The sequence below is a fragment of the Aeribacillus sp. FSL K6-8210 genome (assembly GCF_037963925.1).
Classification (GTDB): domain Bacteria; phylum Bacillota; class Bacilli; order Bacillales; family Aeribacillaceae; genus Aeribacillus; species Aeribacillus composti.
The window spans coordinates 466,458-482,214 of sequence record NZ_CP150172.1; the positions used below are offsets into that span (position 1 = coordinate 466,458).

The window sequence follows — 15,757 nt, forward strand, 5'->3', positions numbered from 1 at the left end:
TCTCTTTCGCACATTTTACTGTTCCATTTTTTCATTGACTGCTGCTTGTTTCCGCTTAAGGGCAATTTCCGCTAATACGTCTTCGATGGCACTCGCTGCCTCATGCTCTCCATATTTACGAAACAATTGACTGGCCTCTTCCAACCGAGGTACCGCTCGGGAAAACGCACCTAGATGTGCCAACGCATTCCCTTGATTAGCTAAAACGCGGGCATATGCTATTGGATCGTCTTTAGAGCGGCGTACTTCGAGCACATCTTCATAAAGAGCTACTGCTTCCCAAAGGTTATCTTCAAGATGAGAGGATTTTACATGTTGCAGCGCATTGGCTAGATTGACCGTGGCGCTTGCCCAAAGCTCAGGGTGTTTATCTTTTTTAAAAATGCGTAAAGACTCTCTTAATGACTGGATCGCTGTTGCTGTGCGCAAATAGGCGCTGCGGTCTAAAGACGGAATGGCTAAATACGCTAAAGCAAGATTCATATGAACGGTAGCATACTCTTCTGGATAAGTGTCTTTCCGATATACTTTTAGTGCTTCATGATAACATCTGACTGCTTCTAGAAGAGAACCTTTCCGTCCATCGGCGCCAGTTTGATGTACTGTGCCTAATTGAAACCACAGTTCAGCCCTTGCTTCCTGAAAGGAAGACGTTTCTAAAAGAGAGAGGGCTTTCCGGTATCCTTCTACTGCCTCCTTCCTGCAATCACCAAGCATTTGTTTTGTCGCCGCATATTCCGCGTAAAGGCGAGCGGAAAAAACAGGTGACACGTTTTCTACTGTAGCGGCGGCTTCGGAAAGAAGCGAAAGCCCAGTCGGCCAATCCTTTTGTTGAAACGCGTCGTACGCTTGAGTCGCCAATAAAAACGCCCGTATTTCTCCTGACGCATCGCCAAGCGGTGGGGGAGTTTCAAACAGTTTCAGGCGCCACGCCGCTGCATCCAAAAGCAAGGAGAAATCGTCTGGGAGCACTTCTTTGGCTAAAGTGTATGTATATGTTTGTGGATCTAAAATAAAACGGTTATAAGCAGCTTCTGGTCCTTCCGGCAATAATGTTAGCACCTCGTCTTCACTTTTTCCCTCAATCGCCGCAGCGAAAAAACGCCAGTTCTCCGGCCAACGATCAGGAAAATGTCCGCGGAGAAGAAGGGATATGAATTGATCTGCATTTGGAACAGGTGGTAGAAGAAAAAAACCTGCCGCTCCAGGAAAAACACCGATTGGCTGTGGCTGCAGCACTGTTATTCCCCCTTTTAAAAACTGTAATTGGAAAGACAACGAAACCTCTAAATAACTAAGATCGGCATGTTCTAACGTACTAACGATTTTTGTGCAATTACTCACTCTCGTTTCATTTAGTATGGATATCATCTTATCGTCCTGTCGGCCAGGTCCAAAACTTTTTCTTCATCATGACCATTCAAGTCAAGGGATGAAGCGGCTTATATACTTTTTACTTCTCCGACATCGCACAGGAACAAAAAAGTGGTATGCGAAGCGCTCCATATTGTTCATCCCATACAGCATCGCGAATTCCCGGCTGCACACCTTCGGGCAAAATTTCTTGGACAAACATGCTTCGATCTCCACGAGAATTGCGCAGTTTTAACAGTAATCCGCCCGCTCCCAAATGACTTACCGGCATCACCCACAGTTCTTCGTCACGTATTAAAACGATGGCTGTTCCTGTAGGGAACCGCACCGTTTCTTCGGCGGGAATATGAAGATAGCCAGTTGGTGTCAGTTCAAGCTTCACTTTTTTTCCCTCCTAAGCGATGAAGCAGCTCATCCGCTAAACGATCTAAGGCATTGTCCACCGTTGGAGACAATCCAAATCCGTACGATATGTTTTCGGCTTCGATCAGGAAAACGGTCACTTTCTTCGGGAAGCGGCTTTTTAAAAGCCATCGGCCTAAGGAAATCGCATGATCCCAGCGGAAATCGTGAAGATTAACATCTTTTAGCGGAGGAGTTTCCACCTCTTCACCTGGAATTTCAAAAATCGTGCCCGGTTCATCTCCTGATTTACAGGCATCTACTAGAATCAGTTCCTCTGCATCCCCGATTTGAAAAGCTACATCCATGCCAGCAGTTCCGCCATCAGCCAAACGGACTCCCGGTGGGACCCCATGTTCCCACAATTTGCGGATCAACATGGGTCCCGCCCCATCATCACTTCGCAGCAAATTGCCACATCCAATAATCATAACGTTCATACAAAATTCCTCCTTCTGCAGGCGTACCGTTCCCATTACCATTCTTTGTCTGTTTTACTCGACTATTAGTTTTACAGTTGTATATGAAACGTCTGCTGATATGCTTGCACTGCAGAAAAACACGTCACTTAAAGTTGCATATTAGAGATATCAGCATATATTTATCACTTTATATTTGGCTAACTCTTTATGCGACTTGGCATCATAAGCATGAACGGTGCAAACAAGGCATGAATCATAGCTTTGGGCAATATGAGCCAATTCGACCGGATCTTCAGGATTCTTAATAGGTACGCCGATCATCGCTGTTTCGATAGGTCCGCGCTGACCGTGACGATCACGCGGTCCAATGTTCCATGCTGTCGGAGTGACGACTTGATAATTTTCAATTTTTCCATCTTTAATTTGAATCCAGTCAGCCAAAGCGCCGCGGGCTGCTTCTGTAGCTCCGAATCCGCGTCCTTCAGGCAATTCTTTCGGCTTGATGTAAAATTTTTCGTTTAAATCGATTTGCTTCAACCACTTCTTCATGCGTAAATAATATTTCGCGGCTTCGTGAAGGCGAGCCAACACACGCACCATCGAACTTGGCCCGATTTCTTTAATCAAGTTCAAAAAGAGAGGATCATAATCTTGCCACTCCTCAGCACCAGAGCGGCCAGCAATTACTTGGCGGGCCAACGGACCTACCTCCAGAGGAGTTTCTCCGATGCCTGGAATATCATACCGCGGTGCTTTAGCAAACGTATATTTTCCTTCTTTTTGCCCTTCGATCGGATCCACCGGATCGGTTACTCCTTCAAATGGGTGGTAAGAACCGCTGCCGCGATAGAAAGAATGGGTATGATCCTCGCGTATCCGTGCTTGATCAAAATCATGGAAATTTTCCCCATCAAATATTCCCGAACGGGAAATCAGCGCTGCGTTGCGTCCTTCAATCGTCGGATAGCGGTATTGCTGCGGGTTAAAAAAGCTTCCAGTGGCTAAATAGCGGCCCGGCCCCGCTCCGTATTTGTCCAATCCGATTTCCATGCTATAGCGAATGAATAAGCCAAGATCAGAATTGCGATGCTCTGGCTTCTCATCCAGCCATGCAAGAACATCGTCCCAAGTCTTGTTTTCCAGCCAGCGTTCAGCGGAACAGCCAAGAAGAACTTTCTCCAGCCAGTTTTCCCGATAATATTCCAAAATCGAGATAGAGCGAGTAATATCGGACAATGTCGGCGAGCTGACAACGCCTCCCGGAACCATGAAGCTGGAATGCGGCCATTGTCCGCCAAAGATCGCGTAAATTTCCACCGGCTTAGCTGAAACAGTGACGCCAATCTCATAATGCTCTCCCTCAAAAGGAGCCCAACGGCGAACCACTTCATCGTACAGCTTAGAAGAAGCGTAATGTCGATGTGTTAAACCAATTGCGAACAAAGCATAAAACCAACGCGGAATGCTTTGAATCGTTTCCGCCGCTTGAGCAATATTGCGGATGAGCGTAGCATTCGGCGGTACTTCCGTCCCCCAAGCCGTATCGAGCGCATAAACTGCTTTCGTTAGATGGCTGCCGCCGCAAATGCCGCAAATCCGAGGAGTAACAATCAAACCGGCCTGCGGATCTTTTCCTTTTAAAATCATCTCGAAACCGCGGAACATCGTTGCTTCCGTCCAAGCATCTACAACAACGCCATCATCAATGGCTACTTTTACATCCAAATCTCCTTCTACACGACCGAGGGAATGTACTTTAATTTCCAGTTTGTTTGTTTTTACAATAGCCTCTTGCTTTTTCATGTTCTTTAGGCACCTCGTTTCTAAAATGGTTTCCATTAAAAGATATCTGAATCACAGTAAATGGAAATCGTCGATTTCAAACATACAAAATAACTTTCTTCATGCCTTTGTGTAGACGAGGCGGTCACTTTTTCCGTTAAGCAACATCAACAAACGGCTTATTGGTGCTTCACCTATGTTCGGTTCCCACTAGATGCTGATGACAAAAGTCGTGATTTTCATTAATGATCATGATCATGGAACAAGCTTCACGTCTTTGTGTAGATAGTCACTTTTTCCGTTAAGTAAGATCACAAACGGTTTATTGGTGCTTCGCTCATATCCGGTTCCACTTCATCCTGATGACAAAAGTTGCGAATTTTGTTAATGATCACGGAACAAGCTTCACGTCTTTGTGTAGATAGTCACTTTTTCCGTTAAGTAAGATCACAAACGGCTTATTGGTGCTTCACTCATATCCGGTTCCTACTAGATCCTGATGACAAAAGTCGTGATTTTCGTTAATGATCACGGAACAAGCTTCACGTCTTTGTGTAGATAGTCACTTTTTCCGTTAAGTAAGATCACAAACGGCTTATTGGTGCTTCACTCATATCCGGTTCCACTTCATCCTGATGACAAAAGTTGCGAATTTTGTTAATGATCACGGAACAAGCTTCACGTCTTTGTGGAGATGTCACTTTTTCCGTTAAGTAACATCACAAACGGTTTATTGGTGCTTCACTCATATCTGATTCCACTTCATCTTGATGACAAAAATCCGAATTTCGTTAATATCACGGAACAAACATATCTTCTTTCGCCCATTTCGGCGCCACAGCCCGTGCCAATGCCGCATTCACAGAGTAGCTGAGCGGATCGGTGCCTTGTGGTACTTCTTTTGGAATTGAGCCGAGAACTTTTTGCGTTTTAAAAACTGTTCCAGGTGCTAGGTCAAAGAACGGGAACTGAGGCTCCGTACAGCCAATACAAGGCATTCCTGCCCGAGTTTTGGAAGATTGACGGTTCCAAAGAATGCGGTTGCATGGCGAATGAGTCATTGGACCTCGACAGCCTTGCTCATAAAAGAGACATCCTTTTCGCGTACCTTGTCCGAACTCTTCCACCGGCTCTTTCCACTCGAAATACTGCACACGCGTACAGCCCGTTTGGGTAAACGTTTTAAAGAACGTTTGCGGACGTTGAAGATCGTCTAAAACAACATCTTCCAAACGGCCAGTAGCAATGGCTACAAGAATTTGCGTCACCCAGTCGGGATGAGCCGGACAACCAGGAATGTTAATGACTGGGAGTCCACCTTTCGAACGGAACTGTGTACCAAGAAATCCCCCGCGTTCTTCTTTCATATATTGAAGACCAATCGATTCAGACGGATTCGGTTTTGTCGCCGGAATTCCACCCCAGCACGCACAATCACCGATTGCGACAACGTATTGCGCTTTATGGGCGAAATCCCAAATCCAGTTTTTTTTCGGACGGTCCATAAGCATATCATAGTGCCCTGTACCGTCAGGTCCCTGAATAATTGTCCCTTCTACCACCAAGATATCCAGCGGGATTTCGTCATTGAGAATTTGCTCATAAAGGCGGCGAACTTGCTCACCGAACTCCATCGACAAAGAATGGTGATACAAAATGTTAATGCCAAAATCGGTTACTAAATCAATGACCGTTGGCTCTTCCGCATTTAAAAATGATTGAGTGTTTCCATTGCACGCACCGCCGTGCATCCAAAGGAGATTCACCATTTTCTCCACCTCCAAAAAGTTTTGGGCAAGATTTTTCAATTTCAATACCTTGAGTGATTTAAGTCAGAAGGTTCTGATATTTTAAAATACATCTTCGTATAGACGCTCTCCTGTTTAGATGTCTCACTGGTGTTTGGCGACTTGTCGGCTTGATTCAAATCGTTTTCTATTTCAACCAAACAACTCAAAATCATAGTCTTTCGCAGCGTTCTATTCATCTAAAATTTTGCTTATAGAGAGCCGGACGAATGAATAAATGCTGATTTATCCGCTTCCAGCTGTGAAATCCATTCGTCAATTCCTTCTCCTGTGCGAGCAGAAACTTCGTGAATGCGAATGCCTGGGCGCACCTCATTCAATGCTTCATAAAATCGTTTTCGCTGAAAATCTACCGCTTCCGCTAAATCAATTTTTGTGATAATCGCCGTATCAGCACTGTTGACAATAGTCGGATATTTTACCGGTTTATCCTCGCCCTCTGTCACGGAAAAAAGAACTACACGCTGGTTTTCTCCCAAGTCATAACTTGCGGGACAGACGAGATTTCCAACATTTTCGATAAAAAGGAAATCAAATGTTTCCAACTCCCAATCTTGCAACGTTCGCTCAATCATTTCCGCTTCCAGATGGCAAACTGTGCCAGTAGTAATTTGGCGCACTTTTGCTCCACTTTGCCGCAAGCGGTCCGCGTCGTTTTCAGTTGCTAAATCGCCAACTAAAGCGGCTGTTCGATAGCGTTTGCCAAGGCGGGTAAGCACTTCTGTAAGCAGCGTCGTTTTTCCCGCTCCAGGACTGGAAACGAGATTGACGACATAAACACCCACGTTTTGAAACCGCTTTCTTAATTCTCTAGCAAGGAGATCATTTTTCTTCAAAACATTCTGGCGAATTTCAACAATTCGAGGATTCAAGGTCAAATCATGCATTTTCTTCTCCACCTTCCAAAGCGTACAATTCCATCTCTCGTCCCGCAAGGACTTGGCCAGTTTTTGTGCCGCACGTAGGACAGCGCATAGGAAGCGGTTCAGGCAAAATCCGTTCTTCTTGGCAGTTGGGACAGAAAATGGTCACGGGGACATCTTCAATAATGAGTTTAGCCCCTTCCAAAGAAGTTCCCTGAACAACCACATCAAAAGAAAATTCTAAGGCTTCTTTTACGACACCTGATAATACTCCAAGCTTTAAAAACAGCGCTTTAACTTTCTTTATTCCCGAATTTTCCGCCGCTTCTGCCGCCAATTCAACTAAGCTTTGGGCAATAGACAACTCATGCATCGCTGATCTCCTTCGATAAGTTTCGTGCAAAATTAAGGACGAAATTAAGTGCAGGCTGTACTTCCGGATCGCTTAATGTCCGCATCAGACCAATAATTCCCACACGTTTTGTTCCCGTTTCCGCTGCTTCTTTAGAGGCTTGATACAATGAACGCGACACCTTTCCAATTACTTGCACCGAGCGCACGTCTAAAACATCGGACTTGATCAGCTCTTGAACTTGCGGAGAATCGAGGAATTCTTGCATTTTATGCAACGCGGTTAAAGCATTCTCAAAACGCGTAACATATTCTGGTCTAGATATGCTTTGTCGCAAAAGAACGACAAGTTCATTGATTGAATCAGCAAATTCCGGTCCGCGTTGAAGAAAATTTTCCAGCATATCCAAAAGGAACGTTACATTCTCCAGCTTATCAAGCAAGTGGATTAGCTGCTCCATCGTTCGCGGATCTGAAAGCTTTTCAACCAACAAGTGATCAATGGACGTCTCCATAACCGCTCCTTTCCCGGCCTCCCCCATTTCGATTCCTCCTTCTTGGTTTTTACAGAAAAAAAGTGCGTCATTTTGGAAACATTGTTGTCTTTTTTTGCTAGCTGTTAAAATAATAATACAACAATTCAGAATATTTTAACACCATATTTTATAAAAACTATTTCAAGTTTTTGCTTCTTTGCTAATAGAATCATTCGTTGACTATACTGGATATGAAAATATGCAAAGAGGTGAACGAAATAAAAAACTATCAAGTAAAGTTGTTTCAAGAATAGTGGTAAGTTGTGGAATAAAATGATGAAAACTGATCAATACCTTTACCGATAAGGGTTAAATAGAATAGGTTTAGCAAAGAGCTTGAAAATTTTAGTATTTTTTGATTCATATTTTCCAAAACCTTATTCGGCTCTACACAAGAAACAGAAAGGAATTTTATGGAACATGGATGGAAGGAACGTATTTCAACTCGATTGAAACGTTCTTAATGCTTTCCAGGAGGGTTTTACACATTGCGTTTGCAAGCTTCTTGAAGTGTTTGACATAAGTCAGCCGTCGATTAGCAAGCATCTTCGCAAATTAGATTAATATAATGCAGCAAAACTTTATTTATCAGCCTCTAAAGCAAATTAGCAGATGGATCCTATATAGACTATAAAATGGGCTTGGACAGTTCTAGTTACTTAAACTATACTGAATGTAACCAATAGAAAGTGTAGCAAAAAATATTTTTCAAAGCGCAGTTTTTGAGCTGCCGTGTGAAAAAATAGCAGGTCAATTTCAAAGCGGGGTAGAATGCAGATGGCAGAAGAAATGGAGATCATTGATAAAATCATATCAGATATTCATTCTGGCAGGTATGAAGCCAATGATAAATTACCATCCGAAAATGAGCTTGCTGACTATTTTAACGTTCCGCGAATGACAATCCGCAAAATATACGAAAGGCTTCAGGAGATGGGATATATTTATTCAAGACAAGGAAAGGGCAGCTATGTAAAAGATCGGCAAATGCAGATTCCGCTTGTTCTTTCCGGGGATGAAAGCTTCAGCAGGAAAATGATTAGACTTGGGCACCATTTCCGATCGAAAAACATTTTTTGCGAAGAAATCGGCTATAATAAAGCAATCTTTCATTCTCTCGGTGTTGAGGAAACGGATCGAGTATTTAAAATAGGCAGGCTGCGCATTGTCAATAATCGACCAATTGCCTTGCATATTTCCTACGTGGCGAAATCCGTATTTGATGATATTGATTTGTACGGCAAGGAAATCACGTCCATGTTTGATTATTATCAAAAGAAAGGCTTCACTGAATTTGAATCGAAGTCAAGCGTGTTAAAGGTTTTATTTCCGACTAAATTCCTATGGGAAATTCTTGAATGCACGAGCTTAATTCCGCTTTTAGTGTTGGAGACAGGATGTATCGATAAAAAAACCGGAACGGTGCTTGAACATACAGAAATTTTTTATCGGAGTGATTGCTTTAACTTTGTTACAGTAGATGAGCAAAATCACTAACATAAATTTACATCGAAACAAAAAAGGAGACATGAACCCGATTCCTTGGTTAGAATAGATGTGCCAACAAACCATTCACACAAGGAGGTTCATGTCTCATGAATAGATTAGCACATCATCAAGGAATCCACAAGTTTTTCACGATGTTGGGGTTGGCACTTTATTTTTCAAAACCTGTCATGAAGCATCTCGTTCATATCGTGGATGCGATGATCACGAAAGGCTTTTCTGGAACGTTGACCGATCTTCATCATTGGAGCTTTCACCCCAATCATCGAACGACACTCAGCCATTTTTTCACGAAAAGCCCTTGGGATGAAGAGACGCTGCTTGGCAAACTCCAGCAATGGATGCTTCATCGTGTCGAACGGATCGCCAAACAGAAAAATCAACCCCTTTTTGTTTCGATCGATGATACGATTTGCCAAAAAATCAAGCCTTCGTCACGGGCAACGCACGCCATTCAAGGGTGTGATTGGCACTATTCTCACACAGAGAAAAAGTCGATCTGGGGACATTCTCTTGTTTGGCTCATGGTTCATACGATGACCCAGGCTTTTCCCTTTGCGTTCCGCCTCTACGACAAGGCGGCTGGGAAAAGCAAGGGGGAACTCGCGATCGAGATGCTTTCTTCTTTGGATGTACGCCGTCCCGTTTATGTGCTGATGGATTCGTGGTATCCATCGCAAGCGCTCGTGGAAGCCTGTCTGAAAAAAGGATTTCACGTCATCGCGATGCTCAAAACGAACCGGATTCTCTATCCGAAAGGCATCGCCATCCAAGCCAAACAGTTTGCCCGCTATATCGAACCGAACGACACCCATCTCGTCACGGTGGGAGAAGAGCGTTATCGCGTGTATCGCTACGAGGGATCGCTGAAAGGTCTCGATGATGCCGTTGTGTTGTTGGCTTGGAAAGCCGATCAGCCGATGACACCCGAACATCTTCACTGCGTCTTGAGCACCGACCGGGAGCTAAGCGATGAAGAGATCTTGCGCTACTATGCCCAACGTTGGTCGATCGAATGCTTTTTTCGACAAGCGAAAGACCAGCTGAAGCTCGATGGGTACCGTGTTCGTCATCGTCGGGCGGTGAAACGGTATTGGATCTTGGTGCAACTCGCTTATGTGTACAGTATGGTCGAGTCCAACCGGGATTTCTCTACTGGGCTTGATCTTCTCCGAACGAAGAAAGGGCATAGTCTCGTCGAGTTCATTTACCATGCAGCGAAGCAAGATATTCCCATTGATGTTGTCAAAAAACAGCTCCATGTGGCATAAGGGGTACCCTGTTTGTCTCTTTTGGTATGGTAATTATTGTTATGAAAATTGCTCATCTACAGTTTGTTATATAAAAAACTTTTGCTTTCGGGTATGTCCGATAAGTCCCTAAAATCCAACAAGTAGAGGAAAACATGCGTTTTTCTCTGCTTGTTTTTATATGCTTTCGATTTTGGATTGAAAGCAGCAGAGAGATTCATTCAAGGAATCTCTCTTTTTTTTTTGTGCTCATTAACATTTTCTTAAAAATGCGTTTGCAAAAAATTAATAGAATTTACTTTTTTTTAAATTTTTTCCACTTGGCAACAAGATATGCTTAAATCAACGGAAGCAAAAAATCATGATGGAGGGGCGGAAATGGAAAGAAGGCGAAGAACAGAAATTTTAATCAACGGAAATAAGAACGTTGCCGCCACATTGGCACAACAAATTTTAGCTAAGTATGAGGTAAAAACGATTGAAAAGCCGAACAACGGTTTAGTAATGGTAAAAGTTCGGGAAACGGCAAAGAACAGTTTGTTCTACTTAGGAGAAGTTTTTGTAACAGAATGTAAAGTGGAAATTAGCGGGTATATCGGCTTCGGCATATTAAAAGGACATGAGCCGGAATTAGCATACCATTTGGCTGTGGTCGATGCAGCTTACAATGCACAATTGCCAGAAACGGAACGATGGAATGAAGTTTTGTTGAAGGAGGAAGCAGCAATTCATGAGCAAAGAAAGAACTCCTTTATGAAAATTTTGAAGACAAAAGTAAATTTTGAAACGATGGATGTTTAAAAGGAGCAGAGGTTGAATGAAATTAGATTTTATTCACGATATTCAACGTGCATATCGAAAAGTTGTTGATTCCATGTCTAGGCCCGGATTGATAACAAATTTAAAAGATGAGGCGGCCAAAGTAGATCTTGAGGCTGGCTGTTTTCCCTCGACACTTGTTCTGGCTGCAATGCTTCTAGATACTGAAGTGACCTTTAAGGTAGTTTCCGAGAAGGAAGAAGAGACAACTCGCTGGATAAACCAACTAACCTATGCAAAAGCTGATGCAGCAGAACGCGCTGATTTCGTTTTTGTACTTTATGACAAAGCTGAAGATGAACTTGGGCAAATATTACAGCGAGTAAAAACCGGCAGTCTCATCGATCCCCATGATTCAGCAACCATTATTGTTGAGGCAGATGCTGTTACGGATGAATGCGATTTCAAATTAACAGGTCCGGGCATTGAAGAAGCAAATTATGTAAATGTTTCAGTAAATGGGAATTGGATGGAAGTTCGACAGCAACAAAACGCTGAATTTCCAATGGGGGTTGATTTAATTTTTGTGGACAAAAATCATCATCTCTTATGTCTGCCAAGGACGACGCAAATTTTATCAGAAGGGAGGAAGCTTTGATGGGATATGTGGCAGTGAAAGGCGGAACAATTGCCATTGAGGAGTCGATTAAACGGCTGAAATATGAGCGGTTAAAAAAAGGAGTTGTTCTTGACATTGGCAGAATTGAAGCTGGCCTGCGGGGATTGATTGATCAGGTGATGTCAGAGAGCAGTCTATATGACGAAACCCTTGCGGCGCTAGCGATCAAACATGCTGAAGGCAATCTTGAAGAAGCGGTTTTTCTGCTTCGTGCATATCGATCCACTTTACCGCGCAAGCATTATTCGCAAATAGTTAATACAAAGGACATGAGTATCGAAAGAAGGATTTCAGCTAGTTTTAAAGATATACCAGGCGGCCAAATTTTAGGAGCTACAACTGACTACACTCATCGTTTGCTCGACTTTGACCTCATGGAGGAAACAGATGAAGATGCAGTAAATTGGCTTTCGGCCTATGAGAAGGAAATGCTCGATGAAGTGGATGAAAAACATTTTGGCAAACTGCCAAAAGTAAGTGATTACTTAAGAAAAGAAGGTTTGTTCTCGGAGTGTGTAATGGACAATACAGAGCCTGATGATGTAACGAGAAAAAGCTTGACGTTTCCTTCCACCCGCAGTCAGCGTCTCCAAGTTTTAACAAGAGGCCAGACAGGGGCGGTGACTTCATTAGCTTATGCCGTCATTCGCGGATATGGAAGTCTTCATCCAACAGTAGGTGAACTGCGTGTCGGCTATTTGCCGGTTTACATCGATAGCCCTTTTCATTCATTTAATAGAGAAGACGATGCTTATTATATTGGGGAAATTAAAGCAACCGAAGTCGAAATGTTAATTCCGGAAACAGTTGAGATCGGGGACGGGAAAAAGGAAATTAAGTTTGAAATCGGATATGGTCTTTGCTTTGGTCAAAATGAAACGAAAGCAATCGCAATGGGAATTTTAGACAATAGTTTGGAGAAAGGAAATAGGGACTATCCGACAGGAGACGAGGAATTTGTCCTTTATCATATTGATTCGGTTGAATCCACCGGGTTTATTTCACATTTGAAGCTGCCTCACTATGTCACTTTCCAATCGAAGCTTGATATTGTACGCAAATCAAAAAGCAAGCAAGAAATGTAAAAAGGAGAGGAATTCATGCAAATCCATTATAATTTTGCTTTTTTCGATGAAGGTTCCAAACGGGAAATTCGAAGAGCCACATTAAAAGCAATTGCCATTCCGGGCTATCAAGTTCCATTTGCATCAAGAGAAATGCCGATTGCACGCGGCTGGGGAACAGGTGGACTGCAATTAACCCTTTCTCTCATTGGCAAAGATGATGTTTTAAAAGTAATCGACCAAGGCTCTGATGAATCCGTTAATGCGGTAAACATTAAAAAATTGGTGATGAAAACGGCGGGCATTAAAACGACGGAGGAGACGCAAGAAGCAACGATCATTCAATCAAGACATCGAATTCCAGAAATTCCTCTTACAGAAGGCCAGATACTTGTATTACAAGTACCACTGCCTGAACCGCTGCGCGATTATGAACCGAGCGAATATAATACGAAAAGGCTTCATGCGGAGAAAGAATACAGCGGCGCATGGCTGATGCTTTTTGAACAAATCATGAAATACGGGCATATGGCTTCGGATTTTGATCATCCTGTGATGGTGGAAAATCGGTATGTCATGGCGCCGAGTCCTATACCAAGGTTTGATAATCCGAAAATGCACTATTTAAAGGCATTAATTTTGCTTGGAGCCGGTCGTGAAAAGAAGATATACGCTGTACCACCATACACGAAAGTCGTTTCACTTGCGTTTGACGATTATCCGTTTGAAGTGGAGAGCTTTGAAGATAAACATTGCAGACTGTGCGGCGCTACGGGAGTATATTTGGATGAATTGTTTAATGAGGAAACAGGTGAAACCTATTACCAATGCAATGATACAAGCTATTGTTTATCAAGATTAAATGAGCAATCAGAATCAAGAGGTGTTCAACATGGATGATTTAAGCAATCCAGTATTATCGGTCAAAAAGTTAAACAAACAATTCGGACCTGGATGCAGCCAATGCGGAAAGGCGGATTCCGCCGTTTTGGTGAAAAACTTTTGCCCTGTCTGCGGTACGGTATATGTTTGCCGTGATATTTCGTTTGATCTCTATCCCGGTGAAGTATTAGGCATTGTAGGTGAAAGCGGCAGCGGTAAATCAACATTAATGAGACAGCTATATTTTGATCAAGAGGCCACAAGCGGTGAAGTGTATATCCGATTTTATCATGATGGAAAAAAAAACGTATTAAACGAGTCCTCCCAACAAAAACGGTACATTCGCAACCATCTGATGGGGAAAGTTTACCAAAATCCGCTTCTCGGCTTGCGCATGAACTTTTCCTCCATCGGCAATATTGCTGAAAAATTAATTGCGGCAGGGAACAGGAATGTTGGACAGATGGTGTTAAGAGGACAAGTGCTGCTTGAGGAGGTAAACATTCCGCTATTTAGGATGAAGGAGGAGCCCCAAAAATTTTCGGGGGGCATGCAGCAAAGAGTTCAAATCGCCAAAGCATTGTCGAATAATCCGCCGATTCTTCTTCTCGATGAAGTAACGACCGGTCTTGATTTGTCCGTTCAAGCAAATGTTTTAGATTTGATACGGAATTTACAGAGGGAACTGAAGATAAGCATGATCGTTGTTTCCCATGATTTAGGCGTTATCAGAATGCTTGCAGACAGAACGTTCGTCATGCTGGAAGGAAAAATTATCGAGCAAGGGTTGACCGATCAAATTTTGGAAGATCCACAGCATCCTTATACACAGCAGCTCGTCCATTCATTATTATGATCAATTTTTTGGACTTGTGAGAATGGAGGAAAAAACGTGTATCTCATAACAAACGGAAGAATTATAACGGAAGAAACCATTCTCGATGGTTACGATCTTCTTATTGAAGGAGATAAAATTAGCAAAATTGATGGCAAAGGGAAAATCGCTTGGAAGGAAGGAATGGAAGTACTCGATGCGGCGGGCGGATATGTCGCTCCTGGGTTTATCGATCTTCATTCTGACTATATTGAACATATGGCAGCACCAAGACCGACATCGTTAATGAATTTTCATTTAAGTCTTCGCGAAGCGGAAAAAGAATTAATCACCCATGGGATTACAACAATGTTTCACTCACTTTCTATTTATAAAAGCTCGGAATTTTCACATAAACCGATCCGTGAGCCGGAAAATGTCCGAAAATTTATTGAAATGATCCACCAAACTCATCATACAAAGCATTTAATACGACATCGGTTCCATGCACGGTTTGAAATTGACAGCATCGAAGAAGTTGAAAACTTAAAATCGTACATTGCTGAGAGCAAGGTGCACTTAATTTCGTTTATGGATCATACCCCTGGTCAAGGACAATATAGAGATTTAGAAATTTACAGAAAAACGATAAAAGGCTACCAAAAGCTCAGTGATGAAGAGATTGATAGAGTCATTACAAAACATCAGCATAAGGAAAAATTAACACTTGAGGGAATAAAGGAAATTGCAACGCTGGCACAACAAAAAGGTATTGCTATCGCTTCTCATGACGATGACACGTTGGAAAAACTTGAGCTTGTGCAAAGCTTTGGGGCTTCGATCAGTGAATTTCCAATCACCTTGGAAATTGCTAAAAATGCGAAAAAGAAAGGAATGCTGACGGTAGCCGGGGCTCCGAACGTTCTTTTGGGAGGGTCCCACAGCGGAAATTTATCTGCACAAGAAGCCATTCAACACGGGTGTATCGATATTTTATGTAGTGACTATTATCCTCCATCGCTGCTTCATGCTGTTTTTAAAATGAGCGAAAAAAGCGATATCGACCTAGTTGAAATGTTTAAGCTTGTGACGATTAACCCGGCCAAAGCTGTCAAACTGGATGATCAAATTGGATCAATTAAGGAAGGAAAAAAAGCGGATATAGTCATCATCGAAAAAATAGACTTAGATTTTCCGGTTATCACGTCTTGTTTTGTGGATGGCCGTTTAATCTTGAAAACAAATTATAGAATTTAAAGATGATG

At 42.7% G+C, this 15,757-nt stretch carries 16 protein-coding genes and 1 pseudogene; 9 read left to right on the forward strand and 8 right to left on the reverse strand.

The genetic code is table 11. The features are described from left to right. Window positions 1-15: 15 nt before the first annotated feature. The 8 genes from NSQ41_RS02395 to NSQ41_RS02430 all read right to left on the reverse strand — a co-directional run bounded on the left by NSQ41_RS02395 (window position 16) and on the right by NSQ41_RS02430 (window position 7,544). Window positions 16-1,371, reverse strand: a complete 1,356-nt coding sequence (locus NSQ41_RS02395) for a tetratricopeptide repeat protein (protein WP_339210908.1) — start codon at window positions 1,369-1,371, stop codon at window positions 16-18. 82 nt (window positions 1,372-1,453) lie between these two features. Next, a complete protein-coding gene (locus NSQ41_RS02400; RefSeq protein ID WP_327856906.1) occupies window positions 1,454-1,756 on the reverse strand; it encodes a hydrogenase maturation protease in 303 nt (100 codons plus the stop codon). Next, window positions 1,746-2,216, reverse strand: coding sequence for a hydrogenase maturation protease (locus NSQ41_RS02405; protein ID WP_339210911.1), 471 nt, complete (start codon window positions 2,214-2,216; stop codon window positions 1,746-1,748). The genes NSQ41_RS02400 and NSQ41_RS02405 overlap by 11 nt, the downstream gene beginning before the upstream one ends. Before the next feature lie 150 nt (window positions 2,217-2,366). Further along, complete coding sequence (locus NSQ41_RS02410) at window positions 2,367-4,001, reverse strand: nickel-dependent hydrogenase large subunit (RefSeq protein ID WP_130156518.1); 1,635 nt, start codon at window positions 3,999-4,001, stop codon at window positions 2,367-2,369. Between the two features lie 776 nt (window positions 4,002-4,777). Next, window positions 4,778-5,749, reverse strand: a complete 972-nt coding sequence (locus NSQ41_RS02415) for a hydrogenase (protein WP_117017259.1) — start codon at window positions 5,747-5,749, stop codon at window positions 4,778-4,780. Window positions 5,750-5,979: 230 nt separating this feature from the next. Beyond that, window positions 5,980-6,675 (reverse strand): hydrogenase nickel incorporation protein HypB, encoded by a 696-nt coding sequence (gene hypB, locus NSQ41_RS02420; RefSeq protein ID WP_063387610.1) that lies wholly within the window; start codon window positions 6,673-6,675, stop codon window positions 5,980-5,982. Continuing rightward, window positions 6,668-7,024, reverse strand: coding sequence for a hydrogenase maturation nickel metallochaperone HypA (gene hypA / locus NSQ41_RS02425; RefSeq protein ID WP_063387609.1), 357 nt, complete (start codon window positions 7,022-7,024; stop codon window positions 6,668-6,670). The genes hypB and hypA overlap by 8 nt, the downstream gene beginning before the upstream one ends. Further along, a complete protein-coding gene (locus tag NSQ41_RS02430) occupies window positions 7,017-7,544 on the reverse strand; it encodes a DUF1641 domain-containing protein (protein WP_063387608.1) in 528 nt (175 codons plus the stop codon). Before NSQ41_RS02430 ends, hypA begins: the two co-directional genes overlap by 8 nt. A gap of 497 nt (window positions 7,545-8,041) precedes the next feature. Between NSQ41_RS02430 and NSQ41_RS02435 the strand changes: the two are divergent. The 9 genes and pseudogenes from NSQ41_RS02435 to phnM form a co-directional block, all read left to right on the forward strand. Next, a pseudogene (locus tag NSQ41_RS02435) lies at window positions 8,042-8,102 on the forward strand (ArsR family transcriptional regulator); the annotation flags it as partial. A gap of 213 nt (window positions 8,103-8,315) precedes the next feature. After that, complete coding sequence (locus NSQ41_RS02440; protein ID WP_339210912.1) at window positions 8,316-9,035, forward strand: GntR family transcriptional regulator; 720 nt, start codon at window positions 8,316-8,318, stop codon at window positions 9,033-9,035. A gap of 98 nt (window positions 9,036-9,133) precedes the next feature. Continuing rightward, window positions 9,134-10,315, forward strand: a complete 1,182-nt coding sequence (locus tag NSQ41_RS02445) for an IS701 family transposase (protein WP_339197155.1) — start codon at window positions 9,134-9,136, stop codon at window positions 10,313-10,315. A gap of 357 nt (window positions 10,316-10,672) precedes the next feature. Then, window positions 10,673-11,095 (forward strand): phosphonate C-P lyase system protein PhnG, encoded by a 423-nt coding sequence (phnG, locus tag NSQ41_RS02450; protein WP_144598232.1) that lies wholly within the window; start codon window positions 10,673-10,675, stop codon window positions 11,093-11,095. A gap of 16 nt (window positions 11,096-11,111) precedes the next feature. After that, window positions 11,112-11,711, forward strand: a complete 600-nt coding sequence (gene phnH / locus NSQ41_RS02455) for a phosphonate C-P lyase system protein PhnH (protein ID WP_327847871.1) — start codon at window positions 11,112-11,114, stop codon at window positions 11,709-11,711. Continuing rightward, complete coding sequence (locus NSQ41_RS02460; RefSeq protein ID WP_063387916.1) at window positions 11,711-12,817, forward strand: carbon-phosphorus lyase complex subunit PhnI; 1,107 nt, start codon at window positions 11,711-11,713, stop codon at window positions 12,815-12,817. Before phnH ends, NSQ41_RS02460 begins: the two co-directional genes overlap by 1 nt. Before the next feature lie 15 nt (window positions 12,818-12,832). Continuing rightward, window positions 12,833-13,696: an alpha-D-ribose 1-methylphosphonate 5-phosphate C-P-lyase PhnJ gene (locus NSQ41_RS02465; RefSeq protein WP_339210914.1), complete on the forward strand. Its 864-nt coding sequence runs from the start codon at window positions 12,833-12,835 to the stop codon at window positions 13,694-13,696. Next, window positions 13,689-14,534, forward strand: a complete 846-nt coding sequence (locus tag NSQ41_RS02470; protein WP_327847870.1) for an ATP-binding cassette domain-containing protein — start codon at window positions 13,689-13,691, stop codon at window positions 14,532-14,534. Before NSQ41_RS02465 ends, NSQ41_RS02470 begins: the two co-directional genes overlap by 8 nt. 36 nt (window positions 14,535-14,570) lie before the next feature. Further along, a complete protein-coding gene (phnM, locus tag NSQ41_RS02475) occupies window positions 14,571-15,749 on the forward strand; it encodes a phosphonate metabolism protein PhnM (RefSeq protein ID WP_339210916.1) in 1,179 nt (392 codons plus the stop codon). Window positions 15,750-15,757: the final 8 nt, after the last annotated feature.

What these genes read in the sequence shown, in the direction of transcription:
- NSQ41_RS02410 (WP_130156518.1), bottom strand. Translation starts at nt 4,001, where the DNA reads ATGAAAAAGCAAGAGGCTATTGTAAAAACAAACAAACTGGAAATTAAA.
- phnG (WP_144598232.1), top strand. Translation starts at nt 10,673, where the DNA reads ATGGAAAGAAGGCGAAGAACAGAAATTTTAATCAACGGAAATAAGAAC.
- NSQ41_RS02445 (WP_339197155.1), top strand. Translation starts at nt 9,134, where the DNA reads ATGAATAGATTAGCACATCATCAAGGAATCCACAAGTTTTTCACGATG.
- NSQ41_RS02440 (WP_339210912.1), top strand. Translation starts at nt 8,316, where the DNA reads ATGGCAGAAGAAATGGAGATCATTGATAAAATCATATCAGATATTCAT.
- hypB (WP_063387610.1), bottom strand. Translation starts at nt 6,675, where the DNA reads ATGCATGATTTGACCTTGAATCCTCGAATTGTTGAAATTCGCCAGAAT.
- NSQ41_RS02460 (WP_063387916.1), top strand. Translation starts at nt 11,711, where the DNA reads ATGGGATATGTGGCAGTGAAAGGCGGAACAATTGCCATTGAGGAGTCG.
- hypA (WP_063387609.1), bottom strand. Translation starts at nt 7,024, where the DNA reads ATGCATGAGTTGTCTATTGCCCAAAGCTTAGTTGAATTGGCGGCAGAA.
- NSQ41_RS02430 (WP_063387608.1), bottom strand. Translation starts at nt 7,544, where the DNA reads ATGGGGGAGGCCGGGAAAGGAGCGGTTATGGAGACGTCCATTGATCAC.
- NSQ41_RS02415 (WP_117017259.1), bottom strand. Translation starts at nt 5,749, where the DNA reads ATGGTGAATCTCCTTTGGATGCACGGCGGTGCGTGCAATGGAAACACT.
- NSQ41_RS02470 (WP_327847870.1), top strand. Translation starts at nt 13,689, where the DNA reads ATGGATGATTTAAGCAATCCAGTATTATCGGTCAAAAAGTTAAACAAA.
- phnH (WP_327847871.1), top strand. Translation starts at nt 11,112, where the DNA reads ATGAAATTAGATTTTATTCACGATATTCAACGTGCATATCGAAAAGTT.
- NSQ41_RS02405 (WP_339210911.1), bottom strand. Translation starts at nt 2,216, where the DNA reads ATGAACGTTATGATTATTGGATGTGGCAATTTGCTGCGAAGTGATGAT.
- NSQ41_RS02465 (WP_339210914.1), top strand. Translation starts at nt 12,833, where the DNA reads ATGCAAATCCATTATAATTTTGCTTTTTTCGATGAAGGTTCCAAACGG.
- NSQ41_RS02395 (WP_339210908.1), bottom strand. Translation starts at nt 1,371, where the DNA reads ATGATATCCATACTAAATGAAACGAGAGTGAGTAATTGCACAAAAATC.